14 protein-coding genes and 3 tRNA genes are annotated in these 15,795 nt (G+C 46.6%); 9 read left to right on the forward strand and 8 right to left on the reverse strand.

Annotated elements, in window-relative coordinates; translation table 11 throughout:
• Positions 1-827 (forward strand): zinc-dependent metalloprotease (locus L976_RS04545; RefSeq protein WP_197062268.1); only part of this gene is annotated, 827 nt, incomplete at its 5' end.
• A gap of 45 nt (positions 828-872) precedes the next feature.
• On the opposite strand, the gene L976_RS04550 is transcribed toward L976_RS04545, so the two are convergent.
• Positions 873-2,681, reverse strand: coding sequence for a protein kinase domain-containing protein (locus tag L976_RS04550; RefSeq protein ID WP_037414055.1), 1,809 nt, complete (start codon positions 2,679-2,681; stop codon positions 873-875).
• Between the two features lie 241 nt (positions 2,682-2,922).
• Here L976_RS04550 and L976_RS04555 point away from each other — a divergent pair, with 241 nt between their 5' ends.
• Together L976_RS04555 and L976_RS04560 are read left to right on the forward strand one after the other, a co-directional pair.
• Complete coding sequence (locus L976_RS04555) at positions 2,923-3,261, forward strand: hypothetical protein (protein ID WP_037414054.1); 339 nt, start codon at positions 2,923-2,925, stop codon at positions 3,259-3,261.
• A gap of 107 nt (positions 3,262-3,368) precedes the next feature.
• Positions 3,369-4,025, forward strand: coding sequence for a thiopurine S-methyltransferase (locus L976_RS04560; RefSeq protein WP_047534679.1), 657 nt, complete (start codon positions 3,369-3,371; stop codon positions 4,023-4,025).
• A 194-nt stretch (positions 4,026-4,219) separates the two neighbouring features.
• Here the strand turns inward: L976_RS04560 and L976_RS04565 are convergent, their stop codons facing one another.
• Positions 4,220-4,411 carry a bacterioferritin-associated ferredoxin gene (locus tag L976_RS04565; protein ID WP_037414050.1) on the reverse strand — a complete coding sequence of 64 codons (192 nt, stop codon included), beginning with the start codon at positions 4,409-4,411 and terminating at the stop codon, positions 4,220-4,222.
• Between the two features lie 243 nt (positions 4,412-4,654).
• On the opposite strand from L976_RS04565, the gene L976_RS04570 reads away from it, so the two are divergent.
• A complete protein-coding gene (locus tag L976_RS04570; protein WP_037426956.1) occupies positions 4,655-6,229 on the forward strand; it encodes a methyl-accepting chemotaxis protein in 1,575 nt (524 codons plus the stop codon).
• A gap of 84 nt (positions 6,230-6,313) precedes the next feature.
• Here L976_RS04570 and L976_RS04575 read toward each other — a convergent pair whose 3' ends face one another.
• Positions 6,314-7,246: a D-2-hydroxyacid dehydrogenase gene (locus L976_RS04575; protein WP_047534681.1), complete on the reverse strand. Its 933-nt coding sequence runs from the start codon at positions 7,244-7,246 to the stop codon at positions 6,314-6,316.
• 88 nt (positions 7,247-7,334) lie between these two features.
• On the opposite strand from L976_RS04575, the gene L976_RS04580 reads away from it, so the two are divergent.
• Positions 7,335-7,670: a DUF3392 domain-containing protein gene (locus tag L976_RS04580; protein WP_047534684.1), complete on the forward strand. Its 336-nt coding sequence runs from the start codon at positions 7,335-7,337 to the stop codon at positions 7,668-7,670.
• A gap of 23 nt (positions 7,671-7,693) precedes the next feature.
• On the opposite strand, the gene L976_RS04585 is transcribed toward L976_RS04580, so the two are convergent.
• The 5 genes from L976_RS04585 to rsgA form a co-directional block, all read right to left on the reverse strand.
• Complete coding sequence (locus tag L976_RS04585) at positions 7,694-8,416, reverse strand: glycerophosphodiester phosphodiesterase (RefSeq protein ID WP_047534687.1); 723 nt, start codon at positions 8,414-8,416, stop codon at positions 7,694-7,696.
• 13 nt (positions 8,417-8,429) lie between these two features.
• Positions 8,430-11,633, reverse strand: a complete 3,204-nt coding sequence (locus tag L976_RS04590; RefSeq protein WP_047540141.1) for a mechanosensitive ion channel domain-containing protein — start codon at positions 11,631-11,633, stop codon at positions 8,430-8,432.
• A gap of 68 nt (positions 11,634-11,701) precedes the next feature.
• Positions 11,702-12,586: a DMT family transporter gene (locus tag L976_RS04595; protein WP_047534690.1), complete on the reverse strand. Its 885-nt coding sequence runs from the start codon at positions 12,584-12,586 to the stop codon at positions 11,702-11,704.
• A gap of 14 nt (positions 12,587-12,600) precedes the next feature.
• The gene (gene asd / locus L976_RS04600) at positions 12,601-13,479 is read right to left on the reverse strand and encodes an archaetidylserine decarboxylase (RefSeq protein WP_047534693.1); all 879 of its coding nucleotides are present in this window, start codon (positions 13,477-13,479) and stop codon (positions 12,601-12,603) included.
• 88 nt (positions 13,480-13,567) lie between these two features.
• Entirely contained in the window at positions 13,568-14,632 is a 1,065-nt protein-coding gene (rsgA, locus tag L976_RS04605; RefSeq protein ID WP_047534699.1) for a small ribosomal subunit biogenesis GTPase RsgA, read from the reverse strand.
• A gap of 112 nt (positions 14,633-14,744) precedes the next feature.
• On the opposite strand from rsgA, the gene orn reads away from it, so the two are divergent.
• The 4 genes from orn (at position 14,745) to L976_RS04625 (ending at position 15,795) form a co-directional block, all read left to right on the forward strand.
• The gene (orn, locus tag L976_RS04610) at positions 14,745-15,290 is read left to right on the forward strand and encodes an oligoribonuclease (protein ID WP_037426972.1); all 546 of its coding nucleotides are present in this window, start codon (positions 14,745-14,747) and stop codon (positions 15,288-15,290) included.
• A gap of 109 nt (positions 15,291-15,399) precedes the next feature.
• Positions 15,400-15,475 (forward strand) — tRNA-Gly (locus L976_RS04615).
• Between the two features lie 44 nt (positions 15,476-15,519).
• A tRNA-Gly gene (locus L976_RS04620) sits at positions 15,520-15,595 on the forward strand.
• A gap of 124 nt (positions 15,596-15,719) precedes the next feature.
• Positions 15,720-15,795, forward strand: a tRNA-Gly gene (locus L976_RS04625).

The following is a 15,795-nucleotide window of genomic DNA, read 5'->3' on the forward strand; positions in this document are numbered from 1 at the left end:
TCGCTCAACTATTGGAGCTAAATCGCATTCGTGCCAAGGCGATTGAAGGCTTCAGTCGAGCGGCCTTATTGCCTGGCGAGCCGCTTGGTGAATTGGTCGATGCTTTTGTACCTATCTATCTACTCAATCGTTACCAAATCGAGGCTGTCGCAAAATTTATTGGCGGCACCGACTATCACTATTTGTCTATCGGTGAGGGCGGTCGCTGGAGCTATATTGCACCGCCATTACAATTGTCGGGTCTCGATGCGTTGTTAAGCACCTTAGATGCAGCAAGTCTAACTGTCCCACAAACATTGTTAGACACTTTAGTCCCTAAAGCGGGCAATTATCAGCCAACGCGGGAGTCGTTTGAATCGGGGCTTGGGGTGGCGAGCGATCCCCTTGGCATGGCAGAAGTGTCTGCTCGCCACACTGTAAGCTTACTGCTCATGCCAAAACGCTTAAATCGTGTGAGCCAAGCGGCGATGGCCGATAATGAGCAACTCTCGGTTGAGACCCTACTGAATAAGTTGTTTGCCGCGACGTTATATCAGGAAGATAAGCTTGGCTTAGTTGAAGGTGTGTGGATGCGCGTTAATGCGGTGGTGATCGATGAATTCTTGTCGACCTACCACGATCCGCAAACTGCGCCAGAGGTTAAGGCTGCGCTCTTTGAACGTGCTCAATTTGTGATAAAGCAGCTCAAAGCCAAAGCTAACCGAGCCAATGCTAAAGTGGCTGCCCACTATAACGGTTTGGAGCAGGGCCTTAGTGCGGGGCTCTTGGATGCTAATAAAAAACTTATCCCTAAGCCCTTAACTTTACCGCCAGGCTCACCTATCTAGTCTTGCTTGGGCTATCAGCATAATAGGCGCTAACGAAGAGAATCGTTAAGCGCCTATTTCTTTTGGATTTTTAGGATAAAAATACTCGGGCTTACGTTCAATATGGGTAAAGCGACGGGTATTTTTATAGGGCAGTTTCATAAAGCCGGAAACGCCATGACCTTGAATTTTACCGACATAATGCAAAATGCGGTCGAGGCTGGCGCGAAACGCCGCCTGTTTACGCGGGTTGAGCAACTTTAAGTAACTGTGGATCTTTAAGTGGTTCGGTAGGGCTTCAAAAATAATGCAACCCGTATGGTGGATTTGGTTGATCCTCGCCAATTCCTCCATAATTTCGTTCGGTAGTTCAAGGTTTTCATCCGGATCCTTACCATCTTCAAAGTAAGAATGCAGCCGCGATTTATCCTCGAGGGTTGGCACATCGCCCACTTCAAAGGGCAGTTGTAAATCGGCACTGGCGACAAAAGGTTCGTGAATGTTTTCACGCTCGATATGCAGCGTATCCCTGGCGTTAAAAAAGCAGGCCTTAAAGACGCCGATCCGTTTAATTCCCCGTGCGAGGGTCACCATATTATTAACGGCGATGATGAGCGCGCTTTTTTGTTTGGCATCGTAAATGGCAAGATTAGAATCAATAAACACGCCGGTTTCTTGCCAATGAATCGCTAGTCCGCCCACGATCGGATATTGGCCTAGACGACCCACGGCGGCGATAAAGCCTTTTTCGGTGTCGCCCATGCCAGCTAAGAAGTTGCGATAGTATTTTTCGAGTTGAATATCGTCCATCTTGGCGATGGGATCGTAAGCATTATGTTCTTTTAAGAATGATTTACGCGAACTGTAACTGACGGTTTCGACATCTTTTTCACGGGATTGGACCCAGACGGGGATGTCCCCCATCAGCTCAGCTTTTGGCAATTCAGGTAAGTGCAATCTATGGCTGTGGCGCATGCTTTTGAGAAAATAATCTCCCGCTAGATTGCGCTGCACGGCATCACTACTGAGCATGCCTTCCAAGGTGCGCGCTAATTCCATCGGTAAGCCAATGCTGGTGGGCGGGATAACCTGCGCACCGAACCGACTGGCTTGTCCAGAGGCTAAGGCATATAAAGTTGCTGCGACGCCTTGCTCGTCAAAGCGTGGGCTGGAGAGTGCGCCGTTTAGCTGTTCTTCGCCAATAAAATACACATCTCCCATGCGAGCATTAGTGTGTTGCTGATCGCTCGACATCAGCGTCATCACATTGTCTTCGACGGCCTTGTTATGTTCATCCCGTTGCGCAAACACGGCGGAGCCCCAGTCGATTAAGGATAAGTGTTGGCTTTCAATATCATAGACAAGGTTTGAAGGCTTAATATCGCCATGTACTAAGGGTTTGCCAGTGCGTAGATAGTAGAGAATATCGGCGAGTTGGCGGGCTATACTCATTACCATCGCGGGGGGCAGAGCGCCTAAGCGGCGGCAAAGCTGCTCGAGATCTTCGCCCTTAGCCCGCTCCATCACTAAAATCCCTTGTTTGCCGACCCGCTCAAATTTGATCGCCCCCGGAATATTGGGGTGTTTAAGCAAGGACAGCATAAAGGCTTCTTCCTCTAAGCGGTCTTGAATATGCTGCGGCAGATTAATTCTTGAGAATTTAAATACATGGGCTTCGTCGGCCTGATTAATTCCCGCAAACACAAAGCCATAAGCCCCCTTACCGATAAACTCAATCTCTCGATAACCCAACTTACTTAACTGTTGTTTACATAAACGGATCCACGCCTTGTGCTTGCGGGCATCGTTAGCCTTGAGCAAATAAATCGATTGCTCTTCGGAAATGTAAAAATGTTGTAGTTGGGGTGTTTGCAATGCGAGGCTCCTTGTTTGGGTTATTTAAACAGCAAGCGGGTATGTTAAGCAAATAGGAGCGGAGATTTATTTTAAGAGGATAAAATGCGCACTGTTTGCGGCTCACCTATCCCATCATTTCGTCGCTGACTTTGATTTATATCAAGTTAAATCGTATAGAGTCTAGGTAATCTTAAGCACATTGGATTGGGATATATTTTTGTTAAATTTCCCGTGGACAAAGTGGATTTAAGGAGGGCATATGCCCGCCCCAGATAAGGCTTTATTGATCGAGTTATTAGAGTTTCCGCGTAAGCGAATTTTACAGTCAATGGAAGTGACTCATTGTCCACATGCGGTATTTTTTAATGATAGCGATGAGCAGTGTCTAACATGCCACCAAGGTATGGAGTGTATCTGGATGAACCAGAATGATGAGCTGGTGGCCGTCGAACAAAAATCCATCTCCGAGCTTAAGCAGCAATTGCTTATTGCCGTCGACTTTATTGATTCTTCACTCAGCCCACACCATCTTTCCCGTCGCCAATGCCAATGTGATAACTGTGCTTGGTTACGCCGGGTGCAAGAAGCATTGTCTTAATCATTAACTATTTCCATCGCTATGATTAACTTGCCGTATTTGAGATTTTGCATCCACTCGTAAATGCCATTAGAGTAAGGATAACTTTAGCCTTTTGAGATATACCTATGGAACCTGGTTTTTGGCACGAGAAGTGGCAGCAACAACAGATTGGTTTTCATCAACAAGACGTTAATCCTTTCCTCGTCACGTATTGGCATCAATTGGCGCTTCCCGCCGATGCCAAGGTTTTTGTTCCCCTGTGTGGTAAGTCTTTGGATATGTGTTTTTTAGCCGAGCAGGGGCATCAAGTGATTGGTTGTGAGTTGAATGAACTCGCTGTTCAACAGTTTTTTAGCGATAACCAATTGCCAATGCAGCAAAGTGCAGAGGGCGAACATCAGCATTACCAAACCGAACAGATAAGTTTGTATCAAGGCGATATCTTCACCTTACCTCAGTCTATTACCGCTAAGGTGAGTGGTTTTTATGATCGCGCTGCCTTGATTGCCTGGCCCGAGAGTATGCGGGCGCAATATGCCAAGCAATTAGCGCAGTTATTGCCTTCGGGCAGTGTTGGGTTATTGGTGACCTTAGACTACCCGCAGGACGCTTTAAGTGGACCACCTTTTGCGGTGTCGCCAACTTGGGTAGAAACACATTTAAGTGACGATTTTGAAATCCAGCTCTTGGATTGTCAGGACGTGCTTGCGGACAACCCGAGGTTTGTTAAGAAAGAAGTCCCTTGGTTGAATGAAGCTGCGTATTTATTAAAACGCCGATAAACAGAGTGAATCCCATTGAGCGACAAGCATTTGTGCTGTTGACTGAGTGGGATGTCTCATTGAGGGGATGTGCGGCAATATCTGTTTTTAAGCTTGATATTGTGCAATATCTCAAAACGATGTGGATGTTAGCGATTAGGAATAGCAGTTAACACAAAAATGATGTTTTGCTTAAAGGGGTTGAAGATTCTAAGTTAAGCGACTTCGTAGTAATTAGGTTCGATTTCGAGTTGGTTTTGGATGATTTGTACGGCCATTCTTGCGCATTTGCCGCATTGATCGGCAACGCCTAAACGCTTTTTAACGTCAGCAAGACTTGTATCGCCTTGGCTTACTGCGTTTTTGATCTGAGTATCTGTGATGGCGTGACAAAGACAAACGTACATTTTTGGAACTCCAACATAAGTTGGGTCAATTCTAAATGAAAACGCTTATCAAATGCAATATTGTTGGTGGTCTTGTTTTGTCAATTTTCTATTTTGTTACCTTCAGCACATTTTTTGAGCTAATCTCAAAGAGCGTGAACCAAGGCTGAGTGTTTAGATCAAAATGGATGATTGAATTGGTATCAGGGAAGGATAGCTCATGGATGACTGAATAATAAATTCATAATAGATCCAAGGGTTATCATGAGAAAAAATTTGCCTGTAACACAACGTGAATATGACTATCCAGCGGATTGGATTTTACTGTCGACTACTGACACTCAGAGTCATATAACCTACGCCAATCAATCCTTTTGCACTGTAGCGGGATATACCCTCAATGAGATGTTGGGGCAACCCCACAATATGGTGCGTCACCCCGATATGCCCCCTCAAGCGTTTGAAGACCTCTGGAAAACTATCCGTAAAGGTGAACCTTGGAAAGGCATTGTTAAAAACCGCTGTGCCAATGGTGACCATTATTGGGTTGATGCTTATGTATCTCCCATTGTTATTAATGGCCAGGTGGCCGAGTTTCAGTCGGTACGGACTAAACCCAGCCGCGAACAGATCAACAGAGCAGAGGCGGCCTACGCCGAGTTAAATAAAAGCGGCCATGTTAACGCGTTAAAACGAATCTTGGATATGCCAACTAAGTTGGCGCTTTTAGTGTTTGCGGCTTTGTTGCCCATGCTGTATTTGGCGCTGCAAGTGGGAGTGGTGGGATTTATGGCGCTAGCCATCAGCGCCTTAGTGCTGTTTATTGGCGGTAATTTGATTTTAGGTCGGTATCGGACTTTGGTCGCCAAGGCAAAGAAAATCTACGATAACCCTTTAATGGCATATATCTACACTGGACAATCCGATGATGTTGGCGCGATAGAGCTTGCACTGCAAATGCAAAACTCAGAGTTAAAATCTGTGCTAGGTCGTGCCCGTGATTCCTGCGATAAGGTGACTCAAGAAGCCAAAGTATCAGCGGCAAAAGGCGAAGAAATTCAAAATACAAGCCAGTCACAGCTTTCTGAGATCGAGCAAGTAGCAACTGCAATGCAGCAAATGACTGCAACCCTTGGTGATATGTCTTCTAACTGTGCCGATGCGGCTAGCGCTTCGCAGATGGCTTCAGAGCAAACAATCAACGGCGATAAAACTGTGCTGAGTACGATTCAATCTATTCAGGCCATGGCGCAACAGTTGCACGAAACCTCGAAAGTAATCAGCGAATTAGAAGGGCATAGTAAAGATATTGGTAGGGTGCTGGATGTCATTCAAAGCATTGCAGAGCAAACAAACCTATTGGCATTAAATGCCGCCATTGAAGCTGCGCGGGCAGGGGAGCAAGGACGTGGTTTTGCGGTTGTTGCCGATGAGGTGCGGGCGTTAGCGAAACGTACCCATGATGCAACAAAGGAAATCCACAGTATGATTAATCTGTTGCAGCAGGGGACAAATAAAGCTGTGCAAAGTATGCATGAAGGGGTTGAAGCCGCCTCCGAATGTATTACCACAGCGGATTTAGCCGGTGCGGCGCTGCGTACCATACGTGAGGCCATAGTGACCATTACCGATATGAATCACCATATTGCCAGTGCGGTGGAAGAGCAATCGAGTGTGGCGAATGAGATGAACCGAAGCGTGGTTAATGTGTCACAGTTTACCCATTCCAGCCACCAACTTGGCTGTGAAATGGTTGACCTCAATGATGAAGTGATTAGCGAAATGGATTCCCATACCGTGTTGGTTGGGCAGTTTTTAAAACGCAGTTTTAAAGTTTAGTATCGTCGCTATCCAAAAGTTTGAATCAAAAGGCAATCAATCTTTGATTGCCTTTTCTTTTCTGCCGTAGGGATTGAGCCTCGATTAATAGCCCTGAGTAAAATTGACCTGATTTTGCAAGGGCTCTGCTGCGATGTAGCGGCGATAGTTGTCGCTAAAAATACGAATGATTTGCTCAGGTTGACTCGGCGCTGAGATATGGGGCGTGATAATGACGTTTGGCCTCTCCCAAATCGGATGCGTTGCAGGGAGTGGCTCCTGCATGAACACATCGAGAATGGCATGCTGCGCAGGTTGGGCAATCAGCTGGGCATTGAGGGCATCGAGATCGAGTACATCACCGCGGCCAACATTTACCAAAATCGCATCGGCTTTGAGCTTAGCGAGCATTGACTCATTCAGAAGCTGGCGCGTTTCTGGTGTACTTGGCAGTAAGTTAGTGACCACATCGTTGTGGCTTAAGCATTGTGCGAGCTGTGAGAGCGGCAAAATTACATCAAAGCCCTCGACCTCACGGCCGCTGCGGTTTATCCCAGTAACATGAATGCCGAACTGTTTAGCCGTCTTGGCCACGTGCTGGGCGATGGAACCTGTGCCTAAGAGTAATAATCGCATCTCTTGCAAGCTGCTGCGCGTAGCATTTTGCACTTGCCAAGATTTTTGCCGTTGTTGCGCTTGGTAGAAATGGTGTCCTCGCACGTGGGCGAGCAGATAACCAAACAAATACTCACTCATCAAGGGGCCGAAAATCCCTTTGATGTTCGTGAGTTGATAATCCTTTCTCGCCCTTGGCCCCATCAGGGCATCAATGCCCGCAAAACTGGATTGCAACCATTTTAGCTCTTTGGCATGGGGCACTAGCGGTGCGGCAAGTTTGGGTTCGGCAAGCCAGATATCGGCCTGTGTAATATTGGTGGGATTATCATCAAGCAACTCAAGGTCGGGCAACTGCTGCGCCTCAATGAGCTGGCGATATTGTTCATTCGCCTTAGTGAGTAAGAGTAACTTGTGCCCCATGTCGTCTCCCTTTATGCTTGGTTGTCGTTATTTTTCAATATGCTGCTGTCTTGTTTTAATTTTTGCAGCGCTATTTAGGTTGAGTCTTATGTTTGATCAGTTAGTCGCCATTATTGGCCATTTAGGAAATATGTTGCGTCCTTGGTCCTTCGATATCGCCACGGCCATGGTGGTGTGTTTGATTTTAGTGTTTTCAGCCGATATGAATCGCATCATCAGACGGTATTTAGTTGGTCACTCTTTTATCCTGAGAACCTTGGTTTTTATTATTGTGAATGCCTTTGGTTATGGTCTATTGATCGTTAAAGCCACGCCTTGGGTGGCAAGGCAAATCGTTGCCATGCCATCCCATTGGATGTTTTTGCTGATCGTTGCCATGTTTATTTTTATCGGCTATTGGGCACAGCGAAATAGCCAAGCTTAAGGCGTTAAGTCCGTGTAATGCGGTTATTCGAAATAACCACGATAATCTGTATTGGTCGGGTGTGCTAGCGCCTGCATCGCACGGTCGGGGTAATTGCTAAAGATGCCATCGACACCAAGCTGCTTAAGTGCATGAATATCATCGCTGTGATCGACGGTGTAAACATACACCTTAGCGCCTCTTTGGTGGGCGTCATCCACTAGAGCTTGGCTGATAAAACTCACATCTAAATGCAGAGAATATGCGTTTAGCTCGCTTACGACCGCTGCGCCATCGAGGGGAATACTGGCGAGCAAGGGTGCCACTAATGCCTGTGGCAGAGCCTGTTTAACTTGCTGTAAATAAGGATGATTAAAGGAGGAAATCAGTAATTGCTCGTTACTGAACCCTAGCTCGGTGATGGCTTTGGGATAAAGTTCGAGGAGTGGCGTTACTGTATTTACGCCTTTAAGTTCAATGTTTACTGTGGCACGACCTGCGACCAGTTCGAGCACTTGCCAAAGTGTGGGAATGGGTTCGCCTTTAACCGTGACTTGCTCTAGGTAGTCCCTACTTACTAAATGGATAATGCCTTGGCCTGAGCTTTTATTGTCGAGCCTGCGGTCATGAAATACGACTAACTCACCTTCGACATTGTGCACATCCAACTCAATGGCTTTGGCGCCTAATTCAATCGCTTTGGCCATGGCGGCTAAGGTATTTTCTGCCACATAACCGCTGGCACCACGGTGAGCAAAAATAAGCATGTGATTTTTCCTATTAACTGCGGATTATGCCGACCTGATCGCGAGTTTGGCCATTTTTAATATGGATTTCCATTTGCGGATAGGCGAGTTCTAAGTTGTTTTCTTTAAGCTTACGGGTAATACGTTTGTGCAGATCGTGGCGTAGTGGCCAGCGTGCCGACATATCTTTTGCATAGGCTCGTACTTCATAGTCTTGAGTATGTTTACCAAAGCCTGCAAACCACACTTCTGGCTCTGGATTCGGCAGCGCATCTTCGCATTCCTGAACAGCTTGATAAAGCGTGGCTTCCACTTTTGCTGGATCCGAATCGCGGGCAACCGACACATAAACAATGACACGGGTAATAGGGTCCGACAGCGACCAGTTAATCAATTGCTCGGTAATAAAAGCCTTGTTAGGAATGATAATTTCCTTTCTGTCCCAGTCGATAATGGTGGTGGCACGGATCTGGATTTTACTCACAGTCCCGGTGAGATCGCGGATTGTCACCGTATCGCCAATACGCACTGGCTTTTCGAACAGAATAATCAAACCCGAGATAAAGTTGGCAAAAATCTCCTGCAAACCAAAACCGAGACCCAGTGACAAGGCTGCAATCAACCATTGCAGTTTTGACCATTCCATCCCGAGATTTGAAAAGCCAATCAGCAGGCCTAAAAATACCACTAAATAACGACTTACTGTGGTGATAGCAAAGCCAGTGCCCGGTGTCAGGTCGAGACGCTGTAGGATCATCAGCTCAAGCAAACCGGGTAAATTGGTCGCAATCATCAGCGAGAAGCCAACGATGATTAAGCCGAATAACAGCGATTTCATGGTGATGGGCAACTGTTGCTCGACACCATTGACGCTGGTATTGGTGGTCCAGAGGGTGATGCCATCCAAGAAGGAAAACAGCGCCGTATGGGTTTGCGTCCACAGGCCAATCAAGCTGGCTAAAAACGCCAGTAGCAATAAGGAACGCACCAATCCAAGGGACTGACTCGAAATGGTTTCGAGGTCGACTACGGGTTCTTCGTAGGTATCTAAGCCATCATTGGAGCTATGGTGTGTTTCGCCCTTTTCCCGTTGGGCTAAACGCTCAGCCCGTTTCGCTTTCGCGCGGTCGAAGGCAATGCGGCGGCGCTCAATCAACATCCAACGTTTAATTAATTGATAGAGCAGTAAAAAGCTTAATCCCAATATGATCGATAGCTGCAACTGCAACAGCATTTGGAATGCGGTGAAGTAGTAGCCCCTAAAGGCGAGCCCAGCGCTCAGTAGGGGAACAGCGATCAACAATGCCCAGAGCATTTTTTGGATCAGCCGTTTGTTCTTCCCCTCTTTTTGAGCAACGCTATTTTGCCGGCTTAATAGCAAAATATCCTTGTATAACAAGAATAACACCACACAAAAACAGATAAATGCGCCGCGGCCAATGCTGTTGCGGATAAGCGAGGCATCGAGTATTTCGGTAAAGCCCATAATGCCAAGCAAGGGACTGGCGACAAATACAAAGTGTTTGAGCCTGAGCTGGCCTGCCTGAATCAGTTTTGAGGGGCGTTTGAAGTGACCTACCAATACGCCTTTATCTAGCGCAAGAATAAAAATCAATCGATACAATAGGTAAACCAATCCTATTGCTAAAATTCCCATGCCGACCGCTTGCACAAAGTTACGGTCTGATTGATAGAAAATCCATCCTGCTGCCACTATGGGTAGCGGTTTGATGAGGGCATAACCTAGGCTAAGGACTAAGGATTTGAAGGTATAAATAAATTTATCCTGAGTCACATTACCTACATAGGTTGCATAGTTGCCGAGTAATCGATTGAATTTAGGTTTTATTAAATCTTGAACCACTAAACAGAGCACTAGCAGAATGATCCACCATGACCAATAGTCGTTTTGCTCCTGCCAAGCTTTGCTCAGTTGTCCCCATTGTGCCTGTTGGATTAGCCATAGGGCGCTACGTTGAATATCGGTGAGCCAGAGCTTGTTAATGCTCGCGGCATTAGGTACCCAAAATAGATGTTCGTTTAGGGTGTTTTTTAGCGTCAGGTGCTGTTGGCTAAGCTGCTGATAATTAACTTTAAGCTTGCCTAGTTCACTCAAATACTGGTCATAACTCTGCATTAGCTGAGTCAGCAATGCTTGTTGTGAGCGCAGCAGCTTAATCTGCCCCTCATTATAGAGATTGGCTTGTTCGAGTTCTTGTTCGTTGAGCGCCTGCTGTTGCTCTAGGTGATACCTGTCGAGACGCGCATCGGCGATAAGCGTTTGTAGTTTTTCATGGTTTGGCGGTTTGGGCAGCGATTGCAACATCTGCAAAAAGCGTTCGCCAAAGGCGGAGTTCATTTTGACCCAAGTAATTTGCTCTTGGATATTAGCAAGTTGCTTGGCTTGGGATTGATATTGGAGCTCAGCCTGTTCTTGCTGCTCTACCACGTTATTGATTTGCAAGGTTAAGGTTTGCAGTTTTTGGCCGTAGATCTGATTGGTATCGGCGATATTGCGTGTAATCGGATCGATGACTTTAGTGGTATCGACTAAATTCTTGGCCAGCGTGGCATCGGTTTGTTGTTGGCGCTGCTTGTTGATCGCCTTATTGATAGTTTCAATAAAAGCTTCTTGCTGGCTCAATTGCTGGCGAACTAACTGTAACTGTAGCTGGGTAAGTTCGATGCGCTTTTGGCTACTGGCAAGCTCGGCCTCATGTGTGGCAAGGCTCTGTTCGAAGAAAATCCGCTGTATTTGTTGTAATTCACCCGCTGGCGTATCGATAGGCGCCAATTCCGTTTTTTTATTTTGCAGCACATTTTGTCTTGCATTGGCAATGACGGAAGGCAGTAGATTATGCCGCTGTAGTAGTTCGTTGACTTGATTGCCGAGAGCCGCCTCGCTCTCTTTTAACTCAGATAGGCGTAAATAAGCCATCGAGGCTTGCTGGTTAAGATCTGTTCCTTTATCCAGCTTTAATGGCTTAGTGGCCTCTTTTAAGCCCTGATCGATGACCTTTTTATTTTTTTCAAAATCCAACTGCGCCTGCTGAAAACTGCTCGCATTGGCCGCCAGTCTGTCAATGTTGTTTTTAAGCTCAACAATTTGATCGTCAATGCTAATATTTTGTTGCTGATTTTGGTTGTTTAGGCCAAGACGCTTGTCCAATTGCAAGGGCGAATTGGCATGGAGAGAAAAAGACAAAAAAGCAATAACGAACAATAAAATACGTGGCATATAGGCAAAAGCAATTAGAGGCGAAAGACGCACTCATCTTAGCCAACTTGGGCCAAGATTGGTATGTTTCAAATGTTCTTTTTTCGCCGTTGTGACTGGTGGGATTGATGGGTTTCAAAGATGGCGGTGGCGACTATGATGGTTCCGCCTATCAAAGTATTTACATTCAGTGCTTCACCTAAAATCAGCAAAGCCAACATGGCCCCATAAAAGGGTTGAAGGCAGGAGACTAGTCCTACTGTTTTAGCACTTAATTGGCGCAATGCCGAGGTGAACAGCGCATGGGGCGCGGCAGTAAACACGACCCCGAGCAGCACAATCAAGCCCCAGGTTTCAAGGGAGATGCTTTGCAGATCTGTTTGATGCCAAGGCATAAGAAACACCGCCGCCACTAGGGTCTGATAAAACATGGCGTGGGGGCCACTATATTGCGAAAAATAGCGTTTTTGCAGTAGGTTACGGGCGGTAAATAACATTGCCGACAGAATACCGATCGCAATTCCTAAAGTCGTGTCGTTGCCAAGATTGGCTTCGGGGATCAGCAGTACAACACCTATCAGCACGAAAATGCCGCTGATAATATCCATCAGCTTGATTTTATTGTCCGTTAATAATGGCTCGGCAATCACCGTCATCACCGGATAGGTGAAGAAGGCAATCATGCCGATGGCGACCGATGAGAGTTGCATCGCGGCAAAGTAGGTGACCCAGTGCAAGCTGACTATCACACCTAAGCCGATAGCAACCAGATAATCCTGTTTGCTAGCAAGGCTTAAGTATTTACCGCGGAATTTGATGAGTAATGCCAAGACCAAGGCCGCGACAACACATCGTAGGAAGGTGATATCGAGAGCGCTTAAGGGGATTAACTTTGAAAACAACGCTGTGCCGCCAAACATCAGCACAGCTAAGTGTAATTCGATTAATCCCGAAGGTTTACTGGTCTGGCTCAATTGGGTCGCCGTAATTAGTCGGCTGACGCCTGGTTTTTCAGATTAGCAAAGGCTTGACCCATACGCGTCACGGCTTCGGGTTCAACGCCTTCGGCGAAGGTGTCGATAGCATCTTTGGCAAACAGCAAGACGACGGTACTGCCAAGCTTGAAGCGACCCATTTCTTCGCCTTTCTCTAAGGTAATCGCGTCAGGGCCTACTGTTGGATATTCCCAAGTGAATACTTGCTTACCGGTTGGCGGCGTAATAGTGCCTGCCCAAACGGTTTCGATGCTCGCCACAATAGTTGCGCCTACTAATACCATAGCCAGTGGGCCAAGCTCGGTTTCAAAAATCGCCACAACACGTTCGTTGCGAGCAAACAGGCCTGGTACATGGCGCGCCGTTAATGGGTTAACGGAAAACAACTCACCTGGCACATAGGTCATCTTCGACAGGGTGCCTTTAATCGGCATATGGATGCGGTGATAATCCTTAGGAGCCAGATAAATTGTCGCAAAATCACCACCTTCGAAGCGTTTGGCATCTTCGGCTTGGTCGCCAAGCAAAGTGAGTGAAGAATAGTGATGGCCTTTAGCTTGGAAAATACGCCCATCCTTGATGGGGCCAAGTTGGCTGACGGCTCCATCAACGGGGTGCACCATGATGTTGGCCGCAGTATTAATTGGGCGAATACCAGGCTTAAGTGCACGGGTAAAAAAGTCGTTGAAGCTTTTATAAGCCTCAGGTTCGCTCTGAGCCGCTTCGCTCATATCGATTTTATATTGCTTGATAAACCATTTAATCGCGGCAGTCGTTAATGCGCCAGCTTCGGAAGCGGCAAGTTTACCGACTAAGCGAGATAACAGGTGCTTTGGCAGCATGTACTGCAGCGCAATTTTAACTTTATCCAATTTGTGTTCCTTTCCTTTATGTTGCTCAACTTAGGTTGAGACTTGTTTTGCGTTAATTCTATTCGTTGTGATGGCTTTGTTGTACTCGTTATTCATCGCTTTGGGCGCGAAATTGCCGAGCGTGACGCTGTTCATCAAGGCTTGCGATAATACGATGGTAGTTATTAAAGCGATCTTCACTAATCTTACCCGCTTCGACTGCGGCTTTTAAGGCGCAGCCTGGGTCATCGCCGTGCTTACAATCGCGGAATTTACAGCCACCTAAAAAGTCACGAAATTCGATAAAGCACCAACCGACACGTTGGGCGGGTAAGTGCCAGAGGGCAAATTCGCGCACGCCGGGGGAGTCGATTAAATCACCACCACTGGGTAAATGCAGTAACTTAGCGGTGGTCGTGGTGTGTTGTCCAAGCCCAGAGTTGTCGGAGACATCGCCCACCAGTAGCTCGGCTTCGGGCAGTAAGGCATTGACCAGAGAGGATTTACCCACACCAGACTGGCCAGCAAATACGCTCACTTTATCTTTCAGCAGGGCTTTAATGGTATCTAAGCCTTCGCCTAACTTACTGCTGACCTTATATACTGGATATCCAATGGCTTCGTAGCGCTTTAAGGCTGCATCGATGGCGGGGGCTTCTTCCGGAGTTAACAGATCAATTTTGTTCAAAATGATGATCGGCGGAATATCCGTGTCTTCGGCTGCCACTAAATAGCGGTCAATAATCTGGGTGGTAAAGCTAGGTAATACGGAAGACACAATCAAAATTTGGTCGATATTCGAGGCGATAATTTTCACGCCATCGTATAAATCGGGGCGCGAGAGGGAAGAGCGTCTTGGATGCACTGCTTCCACAATGCCAGCTATACCACTATTTGCTTGGCTTTCAATAGCTAAGCGTACAATCACTTTATCGCCAGTCACTAAACTGCTAATGGTGCGGCGAATGTTGCAGCGCACAATCAGGCCATCTTCGGTTTCAATATCGGCATGTTGACCAAAGCGGGAGATCACGGTTCCGCTCTGTTCTGGGCCGAGTGAGCTATCCTGTAACTCAGGCGCATTTTTATCACCATTGTCACGATTGAGGCGTTTCTCGTGATTGGCGCGCATACGGCGTAATTGGCCTTGGCTTAGGGGTTTCTTTTTACTCACTGGTTTGTCTTCGTCAATTAGGTGATATTTTGTGTTTGAAAAAAGCAGTATGATACACGCTCTTGAATAAAAAAGCCTGAATTTAGGCTAACTGACATGATAAGGCGCAATTATGGCGGCAGACGCAAATAATCTCATTTGGATCGATCTCGAAATGACTGGGTTAGAACCCGATGTCGATAGGGTCATTGAAATTGCTACCTTAGTAACAGACCAAGAACTCAATATTATCGGTCAGGGGCCAGTGATTGCTATTCATCAATCGGATGAAGTACTGGCGGCCATGGATGATTGGAACCAAAAACATCACGGTGAATCGGGCCTCATCGATAGAGTGCGTGCCAGCCAAGTGAACGAAGCGCAGGCTGTTGCACAAACCATCGCATTTTTAGAGCAATACGTGCCTAAGGGTGTCTCGCCTATGTGTGGTAACAGCGTGGGTCAGGACCGTCGCTTCTTAAATCGTTATATGCGTGAATTGGAGGACTACTTCCATTATCGCAATCTAGACGTAAGCACGGTTAAGGAGCTAGTGAAGCGTTGGAGCCCTGAAACTATGGCAGGTTTCAAAAAGCAAAACACTCATCAAGCGCTGCAAGATATCCAAGAGTCGATCGCTGAATTACAGTATTACCGCAGCAAAGTATTTAAAATTTGACCGATCAGCAGATAAATCTGCAAGAAGGGGTTGCAGCCGCATAAATTTTTCATATAATGCGGCCTCAACTTTTTGATGCGGGCATGTTTGTCTCGTCAAATAAGTAAAGGCGACATTAGCTCAGTTGGTAGAGCGATACCTTGCCAAGGTATAGGTCATCGGTTCGAACCCGATATGTCGCTCCAAATACAAGTTTAGTGATTAACCAAGTCATTAAATACAAAATTATGCGACATTAGCTCAGTTGGTAGAGCGATACCTTGCCAAGGTATAGGTCATCGGTTCGAACCCGATATGTCGCTCCAAATTACAAATTTAGTGATTTACCAAGTCATTAAATGCAGGATATGCGACATTAGCTCAGTTGGCAAAGGTGGATAGACGATACCTTTGTGGATGTTGAAGGCAAATTTAGCAGCGATACAAAATGCGACATTAGCTCAGTTGGTAGAGCGATACCTTGCCAAGGTATAGGTCATCGGTTCGAACCCGATATGTCGCTCCA

Source organism: Shewanella sp. ZOR0012, from assembly GCF_000798835.1.
In the GTDB taxonomy this organism is placed as follows: Bacteria; Pseudomonadota; Gammaproteobacteria; order Enterobacterales; family Shewanellaceae; genus Shewanella; species Shewanella xiamenensis.